General features: G+C 34.8%; 16 protein-coding genes and 1 tRNA gene. 12 read left to right on the top strand and 5 right to left on the bottom strand.

The genetic code is table 11. The annotated features are described in order from the left end of the window. The first annotated feature begins 45 nt into the window (after positions 1–45). From SCA31_RS14410 to SCA31_RS14400, 3 genes are read left to right on the top strand one after another with little or no spacing between them, the layout of a single operon-like run. Complete coding sequence (locus tag SCA31_RS14410) at positions 46–855, top strand: hypothetical protein (protein WP_410697661.1); 810 nt, start codon at positions 46–48, stop codon at positions 853–855. Next, entirely contained in the window at positions 855–1,313 is a 459-nt protein-coding gene (locus SCA31_RS14405) for a lipocalin family protein (RefSeq protein WP_410697660.1), read from the top strand. The genes SCA31_RS14410 and SCA31_RS14405 overlap by 1 nt, the downstream gene beginning before the upstream one ends. 24 nt (positions 1,314–1,337) lie before the next feature. After that, positions 1,338–1,790 (top strand): hypothetical protein, encoded by a 453-nt coding sequence (locus SCA31_RS14400; RefSeq protein ID WP_410697659.1) that lies wholly within the window; start codon positions 1,338–1,340, stop codon positions 1,788–1,790. Positions 1,791–1,880: 90 nt separating this feature from the next. On the opposite strand, the gene SCA31_RS14395 is transcribed toward SCA31_RS14400, so the two are convergent. From SCA31_RS14395 to SCA31_RS14385, 3 genes are all read right to left on the bottom strand, one after another. Continuing rightward, positions 1,881–2,213: a DUF962 domain-containing protein gene (locus tag SCA31_RS14395; RefSeq protein ID WP_109617869.1), complete on the bottom strand. Its 333-nt coding sequence runs from the start codon at positions 2,211–2,213 to the stop codon at positions 1,881–1,883. Between the two features lie 158 nt (positions 2,214–2,371). Next, a complete protein-coding gene (locus tag SCA31_RS14390) occupies positions 2,372–4,054 on the bottom strand; it encodes an APC family permease (protein WP_410697658.1) in 1,683 nt (560 codons plus the stop codon). Positions 4,055–4,157: 103 nt separating this feature from the next. Beyond that, entirely contained in the window at positions 4,158–6,398 is a 2,241-nt protein-coding gene (locus tag SCA31_RS14385; protein WP_410697657.1) for a CocE/NonD family hydrolase, read from the bottom strand. A 255-nt stretch (positions 6,399–6,653) separates the two neighbouring features. Here SCA31_RS14385 and SCA31_RS14380 point away from each other — a divergent pair, with 255 nt between their 5' ends. The 9 genes from SCA31_RS14380 (at position 6,654) to SCA31_RS14340 (ending at position 16,205) form a co-directional block, all read left to right on the top strand. After that, positions 6,654–9,617 (top strand): tetratricopeptide repeat protein, encoded by a 2,964-nt coding sequence (locus SCA31_RS14380; protein ID WP_410697656.1) that lies wholly within the window; start codon positions 6,654–6,656, stop codon positions 9,615–9,617. A gap of 9 nt (positions 9,618–9,626) precedes the next feature. After that, a complete protein-coding gene (locus SCA31_RS14375; RefSeq protein WP_410697655.1) occupies positions 9,627–10,112 on the top strand; it encodes a hypothetical protein in 486 nt (161 codons plus the stop codon). 30 nt (positions 10,113–10,142) lie between these two features. Beyond that, positions 10,143–11,909 (top strand): TonB-dependent receptor, encoded by a 1,767-nt coding sequence (locus tag SCA31_RS14370; protein WP_410697654.1) that lies wholly within the window; start codon positions 10,143–10,145, stop codon positions 11,907–11,909. 67 nt (positions 11,910–11,976) lie between these two features. Then, a tRNA-Arg gene (locus SCA31_RS14365) sits at positions 11,977–12,048 on the top strand. Between the two features lie 47 nt (positions 12,049–12,095). Next, positions 12,096–12,335, top strand: coding sequence for an integrase core domain-containing protein (locus SCA31_RS14360; protein WP_410697653.1), 240 nt, complete (start codon positions 12,096–12,098; stop codon positions 12,333–12,335). A 208-nt stretch (positions 12,336–12,543) separates the two neighbouring features. Then, positions 12,544–12,843, top strand: coding sequence for a hypothetical protein (locus SCA31_RS14355; protein ID WP_410697652.1), 300 nt, complete (start codon positions 12,544–12,546; stop codon positions 12,841–12,843). Positions 12,844–13,113: 270 nt separating this feature from the next. Continuing rightward, positions 13,114–14,397 (top strand): cryptochrome/photolyase family protein, encoded by a 1,284-nt coding sequence (locus SCA31_RS14350; protein ID WP_410697651.1) that lies wholly within the window; start codon positions 13,114–13,116, stop codon positions 14,395–14,397. A gap of 35 nt (positions 14,398–14,432) precedes the next feature. Then, positions 14,433–15,461, top strand: a complete 1,029-nt coding sequence (gene hemH / locus SCA31_RS14345; protein ID WP_410697650.1) for a ferrochelatase — start codon at positions 14,433–14,435, stop codon at positions 15,459–15,461. 63 nt (positions 15,462–15,524) lie between these two features. Further along, complete coding sequence (locus tag SCA31_RS14340) at positions 15,525–16,205, top strand: MarR family winged helix-turn-helix transcriptional regulator (protein WP_410697649.1); 681 nt, start codon at positions 15,525–15,527, stop codon at positions 16,203–16,205. A gap of 203 nt (positions 16,206–16,408) precedes the next feature. Here SCA31_RS14340 and SCA31_RS14335 read toward each other — a convergent pair whose 3' ends face one another. Together SCA31_RS14335 and SCA31_RS14330 are read right to left on the bottom strand one after the other, a co-directional pair. Next, positions 16,409–16,648, bottom strand: a complete 240-nt coding sequence (locus tag SCA31_RS14335) for a hypothetical protein (protein ID WP_410697648.1) — start codon at positions 16,646–16,648, stop codon at positions 16,409–16,411. A 264-nt stretch (positions 16,649–16,912) separates the two neighbouring features. Beyond that, positions 16,913–17,755 carry a M12 family metallopeptidase gene (locus tag SCA31_RS14330; RefSeq protein WP_410697647.1) on the bottom strand — a complete coding sequence of 281 codons (843 nt, stop codon included), beginning with the start codon at positions 17,753–17,755 and terminating at the stop codon, positions 16,913–16,915. Positions 17,756–18,236 lie beyond the last annotated feature (481 nt).

Here is an 18,236-nt window from a genome sequence, read left to right as displayed (position 1 = left end):
AAAGATAAAAGAGATTTCGTTATATTGCTATTAAGAAAATAACAAATGAGAAAATTATTCGTACTTATTTCTACTTTTTTTATAACCATTATGTCAGCTCAAAAGGTAGATAATGCCTTGCAGGGATATTTTGAAGAGGAGGGGAATGAAACCTTTTATAAGGGATTCAATTTTGATGGAAACGGAAAGGTAATTGGTGGAATGAGTAGCAGCTATTATTTTACCAGAAATGACAGCTTGGTGATCATTCCTGATAAAAGTGTTTTTATTTTTAAAATTAAAAAAGATAAACTCATTGGTATTTCAGATTGGGTTAAAAATGGAGTATGGGTTCGTAAAAAAGACAGCACAGAGGTTAATAATAGAGTGAACCCTGAAGAGTCTCAAAAAAGAGCGGCTTTACTGGCTGCATATTATGATAAGACGAAAGATATGTCTGGGCTGGACGCCTTGTTTTCCAATGACTTTACTGCTATTAGTGAAAGCTTCTGCAATCAAGGTTTGGCTAAGGCATGCCTCAATACCTTTGGATTAAAAATGATGGAGTATACTCCCGGTTTTTTAGGAGATCATGAAAAACTTAAGGCTCAAAAACTTAAGCCTCATCCGGAATTGATCGAGCTTTCCAAAAAAATAATAGACCTTGGTGAAACAGAAGGGTATAATATTTTGGGAGCTTATTATCATCTTTTAGGACTTCAGGATAAGGCTTTTGAAACCTGGAAAGAGGGTGAGAAAAACGGAGATCCGGCATCTATGCTTTCCATGGGCCTTATTGATCTTGGAGAAGATATGGATAAACAACCTGAACGATCAAATAATAAGAAAATAAACAAAAAGAAAAAGAAAAAATAATGATGAGAATGATATTATCCACTGCCTTTATTCTGGCTTCTTCCTCTCTTATGAGTGCACAGAAATTAAAGAAAGATGATGTATTGGGATTCTGGAAGTTAAAAGAATCAGGATTTTATGAAGGTAAAACAAAGGTTAAAAAAGATTTTGACAATTGTCGTCTAATGAGAAACTATGCTCTCAGAGAGGATGGTTTTGCTATTTATAATTATGTAGGAGGAAGTGTAGGGGATTGTATGCCATCTGAGCCCCGACTGTCTTTCTGGAGAATTGTAGATAATAGAATTCAGTTTTTTGTGGATGATAAAAATATTCTTGAGGAAGTAGTGGTAACTTTCAACAAAGATAAGACAATGCTATTCTCCAGCTATATTCCAATTCCTGCCAAGAATAGTGATGCAAAAGTAGAAGCGATATTGAACACCATTCATTACAGTATTCTCGAAAAGCAATATTAATTATAAATATTAAATTTTTAACCGATGAACTATGTTACAGTAATCTATCTCACCAATGTGTTGTTGTATGCCATTTATTTCTTTGAAAAGAGTGGAAGTGAAGTGAGTATGTCTGGTGTAGATTACACGATTTCTGCAATCATGTCACTTCTTTTAATCCTTGCCGGATATCTTAACGCAAAGAAAAAAATGACGTACAGATCTGTTTTGTGGGTGTTTTTTGTAAATGTTTTATTGTTTTCAATGTCTGGATTGTTTGATCATTTTGGAAATGATTTTAATCTTTTTTCAACAGCAGGTGGTAATAGTTTTATGTTTACCCTGGCACTGATTGCCTATAATGCATTTGTATTTCCTTTAATCGTAGTGTTGGAGGGAAGTGGTTTCTCATTAGTGGTACCATTGCTGCTATCCTTTATACTTCCATCTTTAGGATATTTAATAGGACAGAAGATATATTCTCAACATAGAGATTAGAAGTGCTAGGTTCTTCATATTTGGAGTTTTCAAAGCGTAGGACTCCATTGGTAATCAAGTTAATCCTGTAAAGTGTTGAAAAATTGAAGTTTAATGGGGTTGGCTGCCAGTCTTTGTGATAAACTTCTGCTTTCCGATTAAAAGCTCAAAAAACAGTTTGAAATCTGAGATTAAAGACCATAACGGATACTTAAAGGTTGCCGGTTTGTTTCTTTCAATAACTGCATGACTAAACCAGGCAAACCCGTACCCTACAATCGGGATGTACCATAGAAATCTTTCCTTTCCGGAGCTGATAACATAGCCTATCACAAAAAATATGAGTAGTGTTCCGATAAAGTGAAAAATTCGGGTTCCTGTTTTACTATGCTCAGTAAGATAAAACTGATAAAATTCTCTGTATGTTTTGATTCTTTCAGTCATGGCGGTCTAGTTTGTTGATTCTATTGAAGTTAAAGCAATAATTCTGCCGATTTTTACGAAAGGATAAAAAAGCAGAAAGGCAAAATAGCCTATCGGTCTTTCCTTCGGATTTAACCTCTTTGCTATTTTGCCTTTCTGCAATTGTATTTGTTGCTTATTTAGCTATTTTTTAATTCTTTTCCCAATTTACTGTTTTTGTATCCGTAGCAGAAGTAAATTACCATACCGATCAGGAACCACATTCCGAACCAGAACCAATTCTCGTGACTCATACCTGTAAGAAGATACAGACATGAACTTAATCCAATCAATGGAATTAATGATAGGTTTTTGATGAAGGTCACAACGCATAGGATCAGATTGATGATAATGAAGAAGAAAATAGAAGCTCTGAATTCTCCTTCTTTAGGATCTCCCCAGTTCATAAGAGTGTCGAAAAATTCCGGTTGCCAATAATAAAAAGCAATTAATCCCCCAATAAAAATAACAGGGAAAATAATTTTACCATTTACATAAGGAAGGTGGAATCTACCTTTAATTTTTTCCTTGGCAGGAAGAAGAAGTACTCCGGCACACACCAGTACAAATGCGAAAATAGTTCCGATACTTGTAAAATCAAGGATAAAAGTTTTATCTGTAAACAGGATAGGAATACCTACCACAATCCCCGTAACAATAGTTGCATACGATGGTGTTTTATATTTTGGGTGTATTTTCTGGAACCTCTGAGGCATCAGTCCGTCACGGCTCATGGCATACCAGATTCTAGGCTGTCCCATCTGGAAAACCAATAATACAGTGGTAATGGCAACAATTGCAACAAAGGAAACGACAAGCTCCATCCAGGCTACATTAGCATTCGTTTTTTCAAATATGAAAGAAAGCGGATCTCCCACACCGTCAAATTTCTTATAATCTACCATACCCGTTAATACCAAGGTAAGTGCAATATAGATCACTGTACACAATACAAGAGAGATGATCATTCCTTTTGGCAAGGTCTTCTGTGGATCTTTGGTCTCTTCAGAAAGTACACTTAAGGCATCAAATCCGATATAAGCGAAGAATACACCAGACACAGCGCTCATTACACCTGCAAAACCATTTGGCATGAAGGAGGGTGTTCCTGTTGTAGGGCTTATGGGTGTCCAGTTTTCAGTATTGATATAAGCAAAACCAACCAAAATAACCAATACGATAACTCCTAATTTTAAGATAACCAGTGAGTTATTGAAATTTTTACTTTCTTTCACTCCTACAAAGCAAAGCCACGTAATCAAACCATTGATCACCAATGCCGGAATATCTACAATGAATTTCAAACTTCCGATTAACGGAGCAGTATTCCATGCACTTAACAGTTCTTTGTTTTCGGAACCATATTGAAAGGCTTTTCTTGCTTCAGTATAGCTGCAGGTCAGATAATCGGGAATATGCATTCCAAGACGGCCTAAAAAACTAGTGAAATAATCCGACCAGGAAAAGGCTACATAAATATTCCCGAAAGAATATTCCATGATCAAAGCCCATCCGATTATCCAGGCAATCAGTTCCCCGAAACTGGCGTAGGCATACGTGTATGCAGAGCCTGCTGTAGGGATTCTGCTGGCAAATTCAGCATAGCATAAAGCAGTAAACCCACAGGCAAAACCACAAATCAAATATAAAAGGATAACACCGGGACCACCTCTAAAAACGGCTTCTCCCAAACTACTGAAACTTCCAGCTCCTATAATCGCCGCAATACCAAAAAATACAATGTCCCATACACCTAAAACTCTTAAAAGTCCCGTCGATGTGTCTGTATCCGAATAGATTTTTCTTCTAAAAAGTTGACTCATTCAATAACTATATTTGATTTGAAAAAAACAAATGTAATGATTTTTTATTTTGATGTTAACAGTCGTTAAGAACATTTAGGTAAAAATACTTAACGAAATGCCTTTAGTCTTCATAAACAGGTATTTCCACATAGCTGTCGTTATACCATTTTACTTCCAACGGTTCTCCAGAATCCTTTATGGTTTCTTCACTTACATCTTTACCCGTTCCATAATTGATTTGCCAAGCGGAATTTTTGTTGACCCCAACCAATAACAGCAGTTTACTTCCTTTTTCAATCTTCTTGCTCATAAATATGGACTGCTTGATTGGGATTTGTTCAATTCTATTGGGCTCGAGAAGTTGACGTACTTCATTATCCTTAGAATAACTGGCCCTTGCGAGATGAGTAGATAGACAGAAAGATTTCCCATTCGGCTTGATTTCGTAAAGAAGAGTACTGGTGTCTACATCTTTTTTATTGATGGAAATATTGAAAATGCCCGAGAGATTTCCACTCATAATAAGATCTTTATCCAATACTTCACTTTCAAAATAAATAAAGTCTGTGGTTTTAATACTGTCTTTTTTGCTTACAACATAATAGATGTCTTTATCATCTCTGTTTTTGAAATCAACAGTTTGCTTGGTGAAACTCAAATTACCGGGTTTATTAAAAACAGAAGAATTGTTTTTACTGTTCTGCAGATAAAACTTAAGTGTGGAAGTATGCATCTGATCAAGAGTTGGTACATGTTTCCATGTGTTGGTGTTCATGATCTGAAAATTAACTTTATCCTTTAAGATTTCCGGTTTTTTACCATTTTTAAGAATATAATCAAACCATGAAAAAGCAAGATCATCAATACTGATTCTGGCAGATGGGTCTATAGGATTTCCCTCCACATAGGTATACCCGAAGCTTTGTGCCCCACCATGAGTATAAGGGCCTATTGTCATATAATGCTCAGCATTTTTATTGTATTTATTATGTTCCTTAAAATAATATAATGCGCCTATCTGATCATCATCATAATATCCGGTGGTAGTTAAGATCGGGATATTTATTTTGGCAAATTCCTCTTTGTAAGGAACCATTTTCTTCCAATATTGATCATACCCCGGATGATCCAGCCATCTTTGGAATATTTTACTAGGCTTACCACTTATGGAGTCCAATGCTCTGAATGATTTTCCACTTTTATACCATTTTGTATTAATGGAATCCCACTTTGTAAAGTTGCCAAAATCCAATTCGTCCGTATACTTATTATTGGTAACATACTGAATCCATCTCAGCATATAGCTCATGAATATATTGTTCTGGGCAGGGTAATCAATGCCGATTCCTACTGCAACCTGTGGTACAATTGTCTTTAGTGCAGGATGCAGTTTTTTTACAGCTGCCCATTGACTGAATCCTAGATAGCTTCCTCCCATCATTCCTACCTTTCCATTGCACCAAGGCTGTTTACTGATCCAGTCTATAACCTCGTAGATGTCTTGTGATTCATGTTCAAACGGATTATTCTCATCATTGCTGTTTCTTTTACCACGGGTATTTACCACTGCTCCTACGTAATTATAGATGGCCGCTCTTTTTCCGAAGAAGCTATCAAATTGTCCTGCATAAATATTACTGGCAAGAATAACTGGAAGAGGAGACTTGCTTTCCTTTTTCCTGACAATGGTAATCGTTAAGGTATTCCCGTATTTTGTTGTAAGGTCTTTGGTTTCAATAATAAATTTTTCCTGGTCCTTTGATACAAGAAGTTTTGAAGCCTGAGGTACAATACTGGAGTAGGTTTTATAGTTGAGATAGGTTTTACATAAAGCTAACGCAGAATTGTAATCTATGCTATCTTTTCCTTGTTGCTTGTTCAGTACTTTTTTCAGAAGTCTTCTGGAATCATTAACATCGCCGTCAATAGCTGTTCCAATTCTGGGAATCAGTTTTTCATCAAGATTTTCATATTTTTTGTTAAAAACAGTCTGAAGAGCATTAGGAAAAGAGGTCTTGGTTTCTGTTTGAGCTATTTTAGCCAGACTGTACAATTCATACCCCATCAATTTGTATCCTCCCATATTATGGTCAGCAAATTCGTTACGATATTCAGACAAGGTTATTATTGCCTTTTTATAATCTTTGGCTAGGATTTGCAAACGGAAAAGATTATCTAGAAAATCGATGTTGTTTTCGGGTTTATGCTTCACCGTCTGAAGATTAGAGATCACTTGTGCAGCCAGTCCGGGTATGTGTTTTTCTAAAACAAGAGAATCGGTGACTGCTGTTTTTGGAAAATAAAATTTTTGAGCCTGCATGAGGTTTACAAAAATTAATGCTAAAAGTATCTTAAATTTCATATTATAGTATGTTTATGGTATGTTTTTAGCTTCTGTTGAAAAGGTATCAGATCAAAATGTATTTTTGATAACTGTTTACTAAAATTGTTTAGATTTTATCAGACGAAATTAATAAATTTTATCATGTAATAGTGAAATGTTTTCATTATTGTTAAATATTTATCTTAGAGTATTAAATCTGTTAAAACTTGCTTAAACAATAAGTTTTTAATATTTTCGTTAACTTATTTAGACTAATTTTCTTATACGAGAAGAATGAAATCAAAAAAAATACTTTTAGCGGCTGCGGTCATATACTTCGGAATTTCCGATGCTCAACAGTCCCAATATTTTACACAGAAAGAAAATTATAGATTCAATCTAGCTGAAAATCTTTATCAGACCAAAATATACAACGCTTCCCAATACGAATATGCAAGACAATATTTCTATAATCAGAATTTGTCCCGTTCGAAAAAGGAAGCGGCTCAGTTTTTTGACAATGTGATAGGGGTTATTCTTCAGAAAAATCATGCTGAGGATGGATTGACGGCTTTCATGAAAGAATATCCAAATTCTGCTTATTTTGCGCAGGCTAATCTTCCTTTGGCAGATTATTATCTGGCGAAAAAGGATTTTGAGAAAGCACTGGAAACTTTGAAAAAGGTTAACCAGTACCAGCTTTCAAAAGAGGAGAATACACAATATATTCTGAAGCTTGGATACGCAAAATTCATGATGGGAGATTCTAAAGGAGCCACCGATGCTCTCGAAGAAGCCTATAAAACAGCTGACCAGTCTCAAAAAGGTGATATTGCCTATATGCTTGGGCATTTGTACTACAGCAACAGACAAAATGATAAGGCTTTCCAGTATTTTGATTCCGTTAAGGATCAGGATAAGTTTTCAAAGCTGGTACGTCCTTATTATGTACAGATGTACTACAATGACAAGAACTATGATAAGGCTATTTCCGAAGGAAATACATTGCTGAACGAAAATATTTCAGAATCCTATAAAGCAGAGGTTCACAAGATCATTGGAGAAAGTTACTTTATGAAAGGGGATTATACTTCTGCCTACCCGCATCTGAAAGATTATCTGAATGTACAGCAGAATCCATCTGAAAATGATCTTTATGAAATGGGATTCGTTGCAGCACAGCTTAAAAAGTATGACGAAGCCGTTTCTTATTATAACCAGCTTCTTAACAGTAATTCTGCATTATCACAAAATGCTTATTATCAATTAGGAAATGCCTATCTGGCTGTTGATAAAAAGCAGGAAGCTCTTTCTGCATTCCGTTCTTCTTATCAGATGGATTATGATGCGAAAGTGAAAAAACTGGCTCATGAGCAGTACGCCAAATTAGGATATGATATCGGTAACCCGTTTGAAAATCCATCTACTGTTATTCAAAGTTATATCAACGATAATCAGAATGGATCCAATGCCTCAGAAATGAGATCATTATTGGTGAAATCATACCTGTATTCCGGAAATTATAAAGAAACATTGAATGCTATTGACAAACTGCAGGGTTCTACTCCTGAGATCAATAAAGTAGATCAGGAAGTTTCTTATTTATTGGGAACAGAAGAATTCAATAAAGGGAATTATGATGAAGCTGAGAAATATTTCCTGAGAAGTTTAGGATTTAATATCAATAAAGAATTTAACAGCAGAGCTTTATACTGGCTTGCTCAGGTATATTACCAGAAAGGAAACTATCCGTCTGCCATTGTTCGTTACGAAAAGCTTCTTAACGAGACTTTCCCTGAAAAACAACAATTGCCTTATGATTTAGGATATGCTTATTTTAAATCTAAGAAATTTGATCAGGCACAAACGTATTTCAAACAGTACCTGGCGAATCCAAAATCTGAATTTAAAAATGATGCAGAGCTTCGTCTCGCAGATATTCACTACGCCAATAATGATCTGAATGAAGCCATTGCCATCTACGACAAAAACGAAGATGTTACAGATTATACCGTTTATCAAAAAGCAATGGCTTTAGGATTTAAAGGGGATACTCAGGCAAAAATCAATAATTTAAAAAATCTTTTATCGAAATATCCGGATTCCGAGTATTACGATGATGCACAATACGAAATTGGAACTGCCTATGCGGCTCAGGATGATTTTGCCAACTCCAATGATTTTTTTGGAAAGGTAATTAAAACATCTTCAGACAAGGATTTGATTGCCAATGCTTCTATCTACAGAGCTCAAAATTATATTGACCAAAACCAGAATGATAAAGCTCTTTCTGAGTTGAAGTCATTGGGTGAACAATATAAAAATACAGCATATGCTACAAAAATAGTCCAGGCTGCAAAACCAATCTTTACAAAGAATGGTGATGTTTCAGGATATGAAAGTTTTGCAAGAAATATCGGAGTGAATGTTGATGCTTCTGAAATTGATGAAATCAACTTATCTACCGGAAAACAATATTTTGCGAAGAAAGACTATAAAAATGCTATTTCTTACTACGAAAAGTATCTGACGCAGAACCCAACAGGCGAAGGATTGTATCAGGCTAAATATGAATTAGGAGAAAGTTACTATCAAACCAATAATTCAACTAAAGCTTTACTTGTGTTGCAGGAAGTTGCTGGAATTCAGAATGATTACCAGGATGATGCACAAACTCGTTTAGCTCAAATATTCATTACGCAAGGGAATACCACGGAAGCGAAAAAGTATCTGGAGGGTATTAAGAACTCTTCCAATATCAATATTAAAAACTATGCGAATGTTGAACTAATGAAGCTGTACGCAGATGAAAAGAACTTTTCTGAAGCTGAAAAATTAGCCAATGCGGTAATTGCAAATTCTAAAAATTCGGCTGCTGTAATTGAAACTGCAAAAGTGATCAAGGCAAGAAGTTTAATGAATTCAGGAAAGGATAAAGACGCTCAGTCTGCTTATACTTCCCTTGAAAAATCATCTAATACCTCTGTAGCAGCAGAAGCATTCTATGCAAAGGCTTATTATCAGAATAAAGGTAAGGCATTCAAGTCTTCTAATGAGACCATCTTTAAGCTGGCGAATAATTATGCTTCAGAAGAATATTGGGGAGCTAAAGCATTGGTGCTAATGGCTAAGAACTATATTGGGTTGAAAGATAATTATCAGGCAAGTTATACCTGTGACCAGATCATTGCGAACTACAAGGATTTCCCTGAAATTATTGCAGAAGCAAAAGAAGTTAAAAAACAGATTAAGAAATAAGAATTGAAGGTGTTTAAAATAACAATATATTTTTTTTTAGTTTCTGCTTCGCTGTGGAGTTGTATTCCTGCTTATACTGTTTCTAATAAAGAGTACAGAAACGCAAAGGCAGACTTCACAAAACAGAAAGCTTTTGTGGCAAATAAGGATCTTAAGAAAGAATTTGATATTTTAAAACATTCCAAAATTTATGAAATTGTAGATGACAGTACCAATGCCGTAAAAATAACATTGCATCCTATGACAACCCGTACTCCTTTCTGTGGGAATCCAATGATTGGAAGTATGATTACATTAGGATTGATGCCCTCAAGGTTTCCGTATGATATTTCTTACAGCTATGATATTGCCGAGAAGAATACAACGAAAAATTATCAATACAATTTAAAAGTTTATCAGAGCCTTTGGCTGTTTAATATATTCAGATTAGGCAAAACTTTTTCAAAACAGTCAGGGAAGGCTTTGTTGGGAAATTATATAGCTTCCAATAAATAGATCCCGTTATATTTTTCAAATAAAGAAAATATGAACAAGAAAATTCAATTATTATCCATATTATTTTTAGGGGTTTCGCAGTTCGCGTTTTCCCAAATCAAGGAGGAAAAACTGGTTCTTAATAAAAAGAGAGAACCAGAGGTGAAGAAGATCGAGAAGAAGAAGACTTCTGTAGAAACCATTAAAAACTATCCGCCAGAAGAGAAGTCTCAGAATCCTGTGAAATATACCATTACGGATGTTCCTGCGGTTTCAGACTTCAAAACTTCAACGATTCAGGGAGAAGATGTGGCTCCAAAATTTGATGGTACCGCTCAGAATAACTATGTTCAGTTTGGAATGGGTAACTATGGAAAGATTCTGTTAGACGGAAATGTTTCTAAGGTGCTTCAGAATAAGATTGAAGTAGGAGCAGATGTGCATTTGCTTTCAACCAGCGGTCTTAAAAAGGATTACGATTGGAAATCAAAGCAGACTTCAGCAAGTATTGGAGCTTTCCTTAATTCTTATGGAGAAAAAGGGAAATTCAATTTGAATGCTGAATATGGATTGAATAATTATAATTATTATGGTATTTATGCCCTTGAACCGGCTGCTGATGTAGATTTGAAGCAAAAAGTAAATCAGTTTAAGGTAAACGGGTATTATGATTTTTACTCTAACGAGATTTTAAATGATGTAAGAGTAAAGTCTTCATTCCTAAAAGATCATTTCGATGCTCAGGAAAATCAGGTTTCCATTCTTGCCAACCTATCCAAACATGCTGTTGAACTAGGTAAATCAGGGATCAATCTGAATGCTGATTTAGGAGTAGGGTTAGAAGCTGTGAAGACAGATTTTGAAATAGGAAATAAGAACTCATCTAATTTCTTTAATACCAATTTGGCTCCAAAGGTAACCTTTAGAAAAGGAGAATCTTATTTGATGCTTGGGTCTTCATTCTCTTTCCTGAATGCCAAAAACTCAAATATTCAGATGGAGCAAATGAAGAATCATAAAACCTACTGGTTTCCGCAAGCTGAGTTTCAGGTGGCTGCAGCCAAAGAATTTAAATTCTATGGTGGGGTAGATGGAGGTTTGAAACTTAATACCTACGGAGATCTTTTACAAGCAAATCCATATGCTTTATCTGACCAGTATTTAAAGCCAACAGAAACTAAATATCATTTTTATGTAGGATTGAGAGGAGACATCGATGAAACGCTGAAATATGACTTCTCTGCAGGTTTTGGAAAGATGAAGGATATTATGTTCTTTAAGGCAAATAATCTTTTTGATAACAACTATACGCTGAACCGTTCTGCCTATGATTTTGCCAATACATTTTCTGCGGTATACGATGACGGAAATGTGAGCGATATCAAAGGGAGTGTACAGTATTTCCCACTGGAAAATTTAATTATTGATGGAGAAGTAAGGTTCACCAAGTATAGTTTAAAGAATTATGACAACATTTATAATGTTCCATTAGTGAATGCAAGCATCGGTGCAAAATATACTATGCTTGACAAGAAATTGTTGCTAGGTTTCAAAGGGATTTTCGCAAGTGACAGAACAACAAACTCTTATGCAATAGAGGGGGTAGGTAGCCCGAGTATGATTTTCCAATCTACGGAGAATACCAATGATAAAGTTGGTGGCTATGCTGATTTAAATCTTTCTGCAGAGTATAAAATTCACAAAAATTTCAGTATTTTCGCACTCGGAAATAATCTTCTAAGCTCAAAATACCAGACGTACAAAGGATATAAAGTTCTTGGTGCTCAAATTCTGGGAGGAGTGAAGATTACATTCTAATCATCAGAATAAAATAATGAATGATAAGTGATCCTATAGATTGCTTATCATTTATTACTCATAAATCGGCTGCATAGTTTAATGGATAGAACTTCGGATTTCGGCTCCGACAGTGAGGGTTCGAATCCTTCTGCGGTCACAGCGTTAAAAAAATAACCTACTGTTTTTCAGTAGGTTATTTTTTTTGTGTTTAAGCGTATCAGTCCTGAATTTCTATCCAAGGTTTTTGTGGACTTCTGTAAGGATAATGACGTCGAACTGCAATATATACAACCGGGAAAGCCTGCACAAAATGCATATATTAAACGGTTAAGCCGTATATTCAGAGAAGATGTTTTGGATGCATATGTGTTTGGCTCTCTAATAGGAGTAAATGCTATTACTTACGAGTGGCAGATCGATAGTACAACAGTAATCATCCCATAAATCATTAAATGCACTTAGTCCTTGTGTATGCTAAAGAATCTTTGAGCAATTAGCGTATATTTTATATTTATCGACTGTTTGAAAAAGGAAAGTCTTCAAAAACAGGAAGGTTTATCAAGGAAGTGACTTTAATATTTTTTTAACACCATAATTATTTTTTAGGCATGAAAATTGTGTATTTATATACTAATTACTAAAATATTATATTATGAATAATTCAGATTACAACAAAGCGGAAAATGCAGTAGATCAAACAAAAAACTCTTTAAAAAATGCGGCTGATGAGGCAAAATGGAAAATCAATGACTTAGCAGATAAAGCTAAAGATTATATCAATGAAAAAAGAGATAATGATCAGGAAGCAACTCAGGAAGACTGGTTAGATAGAGTGAAGTCAAACTTTTCTGATGCATGGGAAGATATTAAAGATAAGGCTGATGAAGCTTGGGAAAGTACCAAAGATGCTGCGGAAGATGTGAAAGCAGAATGGAAAAAGAAAACCAATTAATGTTAGTTTAATAAATGCCCGGAACTTCTAGTTCCGGGCATTTATTATTTTAGTCAAGTATTTAGTTTATTTATGTCTTAATTTGAAACTATTTCTAGATTATAAATTTATCTCTTCATCTATTCATTTTGTTTTTTTTGTCTCGTACTTATTTCTTAATGGATAGTATGCGAATATTAGTTTATTAATATTCTTTTTTAATTTTGTTATTAGTATATTTGTGATCTATTATAAAAATACGAATATCAATTTTTTTAAAACGATAAAATCATGAATAAGGTGAATGTTTTTTGGTTCAGAAGAGATCTTAGGCTGGAAGATAATACTGGGCTTCATCATGCACTTAATTCAGGATTAAAGGTTATTCCGGTTTTTATTTTTGATACTGATATACTGAACCAACTTCAGCATAGAAATGACAAAAGGGTAGATTATATTCATCAGGTTTTACAGCAGATTCATAAAGAGCTGAAAAAATACAATAGTGGGCTGTATGTTTATTATGGCAATCCGAAGGAGGTCTTTGAAAAAATAATTCAGGATTTTAATGTTGATGCCGTCTTTAGCAACAGGGATTATGAGCCAAAAGCCATACAGCGTGACCGACAGGTGGCTGATTTGCTGTTGAAACATGATATTCAATTTAAAAATTTTAAAGATCACGTCATTTTTGAAAAAGATAATATTTTGAAAAATGATCTTTCTCCCTATACTGTTTTTACCCCATACTCAAAGAAATGGAAAGAAAATTTGAAAAATATAGAAACGGTTACCACAAACTGTACTCATTTTGCAAATTATAGTGGAGCTTCGGAAATTATTTCATTAAAAGAGATTGGATTTGAGAAAACAGATTTTGAATTTATAATACCGGAGCTGGACAGTAGTATAATAGATTCTTACGGTAAGTACCGGGATTTTCCTGCAATGGATCATACGAGTCATCTTGGGATTGCCCTTCGCTTTGGGACCATTTCGATCCGGAAATGTGTACAATATGCAGCTAAGCATAACGAAGTATGGCTTAATGAATTGATCTGGAGGGAATTCTTCATGCAGATTTTGTATCATTTTCCAAGTGTTGTTCATCAATGCTTTAAAAAGAAATATGAGAATATTGCTTGGAGGAACAATGAAAAAGAATTTAAGGCGTGGTGTGAGGGTAAAACCGGATATCCAATTGTAGATGCCGGAATGAGGCAGCTCAATGAAACCGGATTTATGCACAACAGAGTAAGAATGATCACCGCAAGTTTTCTTACTAAACATCTGCTTATTGATTGGAGGTGGGGAGAGGCTTATTTTGCTGAAAAATTGCTAGACTATGACCTGGCTGCCAATAATGGAAACTGGCAGTGGTCTGCAGGCAGTGGTTGCGATGCTGCGCCTTATTTCAGGATATTCAACCCCTATGAACAAACAAAAAAGTTTGATAAAGATACTCAATATATCAGAAAGTGGCTTCCGGAAGATTATAGGGAGGAGCCCATCGTGGAACATACAAAAGCCAGAGAAAGAGCATTAAAGGCTTACAAAGAAGCTTTGGCAGAATAACCGATAGCATATTATTCACTAATAAATAAACAACATTGGCTAAAAAAGGAATTTTATTGATCAATCTTGGTTCTCCGAGATCTACTGCGGTAGACGATGTAAGGGAATATCTAGATGAGTTTTTGATGGATGAAAGGGTAATTGACTACCGTTGGATCTTTCGGGCACTTCTTGTTCAGGGAATTATCCTGAAAACAAGACCTGCCAAATCTGCTGAAGCCTATAAAACGGTATGGACAGATGAGGGCTCACCATTGATCGTTATTACAGAAAAGATTCGGAAAAAACTTCAAAAACTGATGGACGTCCCTGTGGAAATAGGAATGAGATATGCTGAACCAAGCATTGAGGCGGGTATCAGGAATCTTGTTGAAAAAGGAATCACGGAAATTGTACTGTTTCCTCTTTATCCGCAATATGCGATGAGTACCACTGAAAGTGTTATTGAAAAAGCGGAAGAGATCAGAAAGAAAAAATTCCCAGGTGTGAGAATCAACTACGTACAGCCTTTTTATAACCGGGATCTATATACGGACTGTTTGGCGGAAAGTATCAGGGAGAAGCTTCCAGAAAATTTTGATGCTTTATTGTTTTCTTATCATGGTGTTCCTGAACGGCATATTTACAAAACAGATCCAACAAAGACGTGTAATATGAACGATTGCTGTTATAAAGATACGAATCCCAGTCATTCATTTTGTTATCGTCACCAGTGCTTTAATACCACCGATCGTGTTATCAGGAAGCTTGAATTGCCAAAAGATAAAGTTATTGTTTCTTTTCAGTCCAGATTAGGAAAAGACAAATGGATAGAGCCCTATACGGATCATACATTAGAAACTATTCCACAAAAAGGAATTAAAAATCTTGCGATTGTTTGCCCTGCATTTGTTTCAGACTGCCTGGAAACCCTGGAAGAAATTTCCGTTGAAGGAAAAGAGCAGTTTCTGGAAGCTGGTGGTGAAAAATTCACCTATATACCTTGTCTGAATGATGAGGATCGTTGGATTGAAGTTGTCCGTATCCTATGTGAAGAACAACTTAATCAATTCTATTTAGTATAGTTTTGATCATATATTGCGTAACTCTTTAAGGAATTAGGTATTTTTGTAAACTATTTAACGGATATGAATGTTACACTTATTAAAGATTTTATAGACTTACTACAGGAGTTTGAAACCGAGGCCCACGCCTATCCTGATTTGTATCCGGAAACTATTCAGGGTTTTAAAGAATGGATTTCTGATAAGGATAATAGTAAGCAGGAAAATCATCCTGAAGAACCTTATTGGGATGGGAAAGAAAATGGAAGAACGGCTGAAAGTGCTATAAGTACATTGCTTGTTCATCTTAACCGATATGCGAAAACATACTCAAAGTCTGCAATCTCCGATTCAGAATTCTCTACCCAGGAAGACTTTATTTATCTGATTAATCTGAAAGCTTTTGGTGAGATGACTAAGATGGCACTTATCAAAAAAAATATTCATGATAAGCCCGTGGGTATGCTTATTATTGGCAGGCTGCTACGTCAGGGACTTATTGAACAGACAGATTCTGATTTGGATAAACGCAGTAAGTTAATCCGTATTACTGAAAGAGGATTATTGATCTTGGAAAATCAAATGGAAAAGATTCGTCAGGCAACCAATATCGTAGCTGGAAATCTCAACTATCATGAAAAGATGGAGCTTATACGTATTTTAAATAAACTGGATCGCTTTCACTATCCTATTTTTTCACGAAATATTCATTCTGATCAGCTCATCAATACAGTGCATAATGAATATACATTTAGGGATTCTTAGTATTTATATTAAAAATTAATAGATAACAAATATTATTTTTTTATTTGCTGAGTTTACTATTTTGTGGAAATATTTCATTTCATGATACTAGCTGGTAGTATTGCAAAATGTAGCTGATATTTAAAAATTTAGTCAAATCCTCATAAAGGTGTTCGGAAACTGTGCCTTTTTGGTCATTTTTAACCCCTTTTCAGGGGCTTTTTTTATTCATCAGAAGTATGAATTCTCTCAGAAAATTGAGGATGTTCAGTATTGTGAGCATCAAAATTTATGTCTATAGGTTCATCCGTTTGAGTATATCGCCAAAACCAGAGCTTTTCTCCATTCGTAACCGTGTAATCAATCCATAATAAAAGCTTTTCCTCGTTTTTATTCCAAATTACGAAGTAGTAACCGCTTTCAGTTGGCTTTTCAGTTGTAAAATTTAATTCTCCAAAGAACATAAGTATGTTATTATTATTGTTTTCTAGCCATTCACTGGGGTGCTTTTTTTAGCTTAGCCAATGATAATTTTATTTCTATTTTTCTTAATTTGGGTTTTTATATTTGAGTGTTGCAGATAGATAGTTCTATGTATTTTTCTAGATTCATTTAATGTATAAATATAAGAACATAAATCAGAAAATCTATTTTGCTCAATTATAAACAAAAGTAAAGTCTACCTCGATTTCACACAAGGTAGACTGGTATTGAGATAAGTGGATTTCTTATTTTGGATATACTGTAGCGATAAATTGTTTGTCTGTTGCAGATAAAACAGTATTGCTACCCACACTGAATCCGTTGGTGGTCAGTGTTGAGCTGATACTATAATGCATAATAGATTGGGTATCGTAAGCACTATATTGAGTCTGTGAAGTTGAATATTTTGCAAAAAGGTTATTATCTACCTGGGCTTGAGTCCAGTAATTTGGAGCACCTGCATAATAGGCATATACTTTTGGCTTATCCCATGGAATAGCTGCTAAAGGGTGCTGGTGCTCATGAATCATCCCAAGAGCATGGCCAAATTCATGAATGACAGTTCTGCTGAATTCGGTGTCACTTGTACTATCAGTAAACCAGCCAAAGTTCATGGTTTCTTTATTGGATGCTATACTAAGAGCATCTTTTCCTATATATGAATAAGATCCGGCACCGGACGTGAATGTCACACGAATCTGTGGTGTTCCAGTGGTAACAAAATTAAAAGTAATATTGGCATATTTGGACCATTCCTTGGCATATTGTATCACCTTGTTGCGAACGTAAGTACTACCTCCGTAAAGACCTACAGTGATAACGCTGCCATTGGTCCATTTTTTATTAGTAACAACAGCACCTTTTGAAGCTGTTCCGGGAATATAATCCTCTCCGGGAACATAAACATCTTTACACATTTGTGTGTTTTCAAAACCTGCCGGGATGTCTGCTTGAGGAGTAGCTTGTAGTGCTGAAAGTAATTGTTGGTCCTGTGGGATTTTTTCATCTACAGTATCATTGGTAGTATTACATGATACTATAGCCATTGAAATAAATGATCCTAATAAAATTTTCTTGTGTAATTCCATAATGTTGGTGTTTTATGTTGATTAATGTTTTTTTAACGATTAACAAAATAGATAATCAATTATGTGTGAATTAAATTTATAATAAAAAATAATGCCCCCTCTTTTTTTCTTTTGTAAATTAAGATTAAGATATATCTACACAGATACTACATTAACTTAATTACCTTTCTATAAAGGAATTTCATACGCATGGAATCATATAATTTCAATTTTATCCTGTCTCATATTAGTATTGTCGCATTGTGTATTAAGCAGGTTTAAGTGTATTATGGGTGTGGATTTCGTTGAATAAATTGCTTTTTATGGAGTTGTTTGTATTAAAAATCGAAATTTAGTGATTTAAGCATGTAGTTGTTCTTGAGGGAAATGAAAGATAATAACGTTGAAGCAAAATGTAATAATGAATCTTTTTTTTATAGAAACTCTGTTTGTGATTTTATAGAAATAGAAACGAAAATAAATAACAATCAAGTTTTCAAAT

Origin of the sequence: Chryseobacterium sp. SIMBA_028 (genome assembly GCF_046535285.1) — a bacterium.
Lineage (GTDB): Bacteria > Bacteroidota > Bacteroidia > Flavobacteriales > Weeksellaceae > Chryseobacterium.
This window is presented reverse-complemented; position numbering and strand designations above follow the sequence as displayed.

Excerpts from the sequence above, each read along its gene's own strand:
- SCA31_RS14410 (WP_410697661.1), top strand. The coding sequence starts at position 46 with ATGAGAAAATTATTCGTACTTATTTCTACTTTTTTTATAACCATTATG.
- SCA31_RS14405 (WP_410697660.1), top strand. The coding sequence starts at position 855 with ATGATGAGAATGATATTATCCACTGCCTTTATTCTGGCTTCTTCCTCT.
- SCA31_RS14400 (WP_410697659.1), top strand. The coding sequence starts at position 1,338 with ATGAACTATGTTACAGTAATCTATCTCACCAATGTGTTGTTGTATGCC.
- SCA31_RS14395 (WP_109617869.1), bottom strand. The coding sequence starts at position 2,213 with ATGACTGAAAGAATCAAAACATACAGAGAATTTTATCAGTTTTATCTT.
- SCA31_RS14390 (WP_410697658.1), bottom strand. The coding sequence starts at position 4,054 with ATGAGTCAACTTTTTAGAAGAAAAATCTATTCGGATACAGACACATCG.
- SCA31_RS14385 (WP_410697657.1), bottom strand. The coding sequence starts at position 6,398 with ATGAAATTTAAGATACTTTTAGCATTAATTTTTGTAAACCTCATGCAG.
- SCA31_RS14380 (WP_410697656.1), top strand. The coding sequence starts at position 6,654 with ATGAAATCAAAAAAAATACTTTTAGCGGCTGCGGTCATATACTTCGGA.
- SCA31_RS14370 (WP_410697654.1), top strand. The coding sequence starts at position 10,143 with ATGAACAAGAAAATTCAATTATTATCCATATTATTTTTAGGGGTTTCG.
- SCA31_RS14355 (WP_410697652.1), top strand. The coding sequence starts at position 12,544 with ATGAATAATTCAGATTACAACAAAGCGGAAAATGCAGTAGATCAAACA.
- SCA31_RS14350 (WP_410697651.1), top strand. The coding sequence starts at position 13,114 with ATGAATAAGGTGAATGTTTTTTGGTTCAGAAGAGATCTTAGGCTGGAA.
- SCA31_RS14340 (WP_410697649.1), top strand. The coding sequence starts at position 15,525 with ATGAATGTTACACTTATTAAAGATTTTATAGACTTACTACAGGAGTTT.
- SCA31_RS14335 (WP_410697648.1), bottom strand. The coding sequence starts at position 16,648 with ATGTTCTTTGGAGAATTAAATTTTACAACTGAAAAGCCAACTGAAAGC.
- SCA31_RS14330 (WP_410697647.1), bottom strand. The coding sequence starts at position 17,755 with ATGGAATTACACAAGAAAATTTTATTAGGATCATTTATTTCAATGGCT.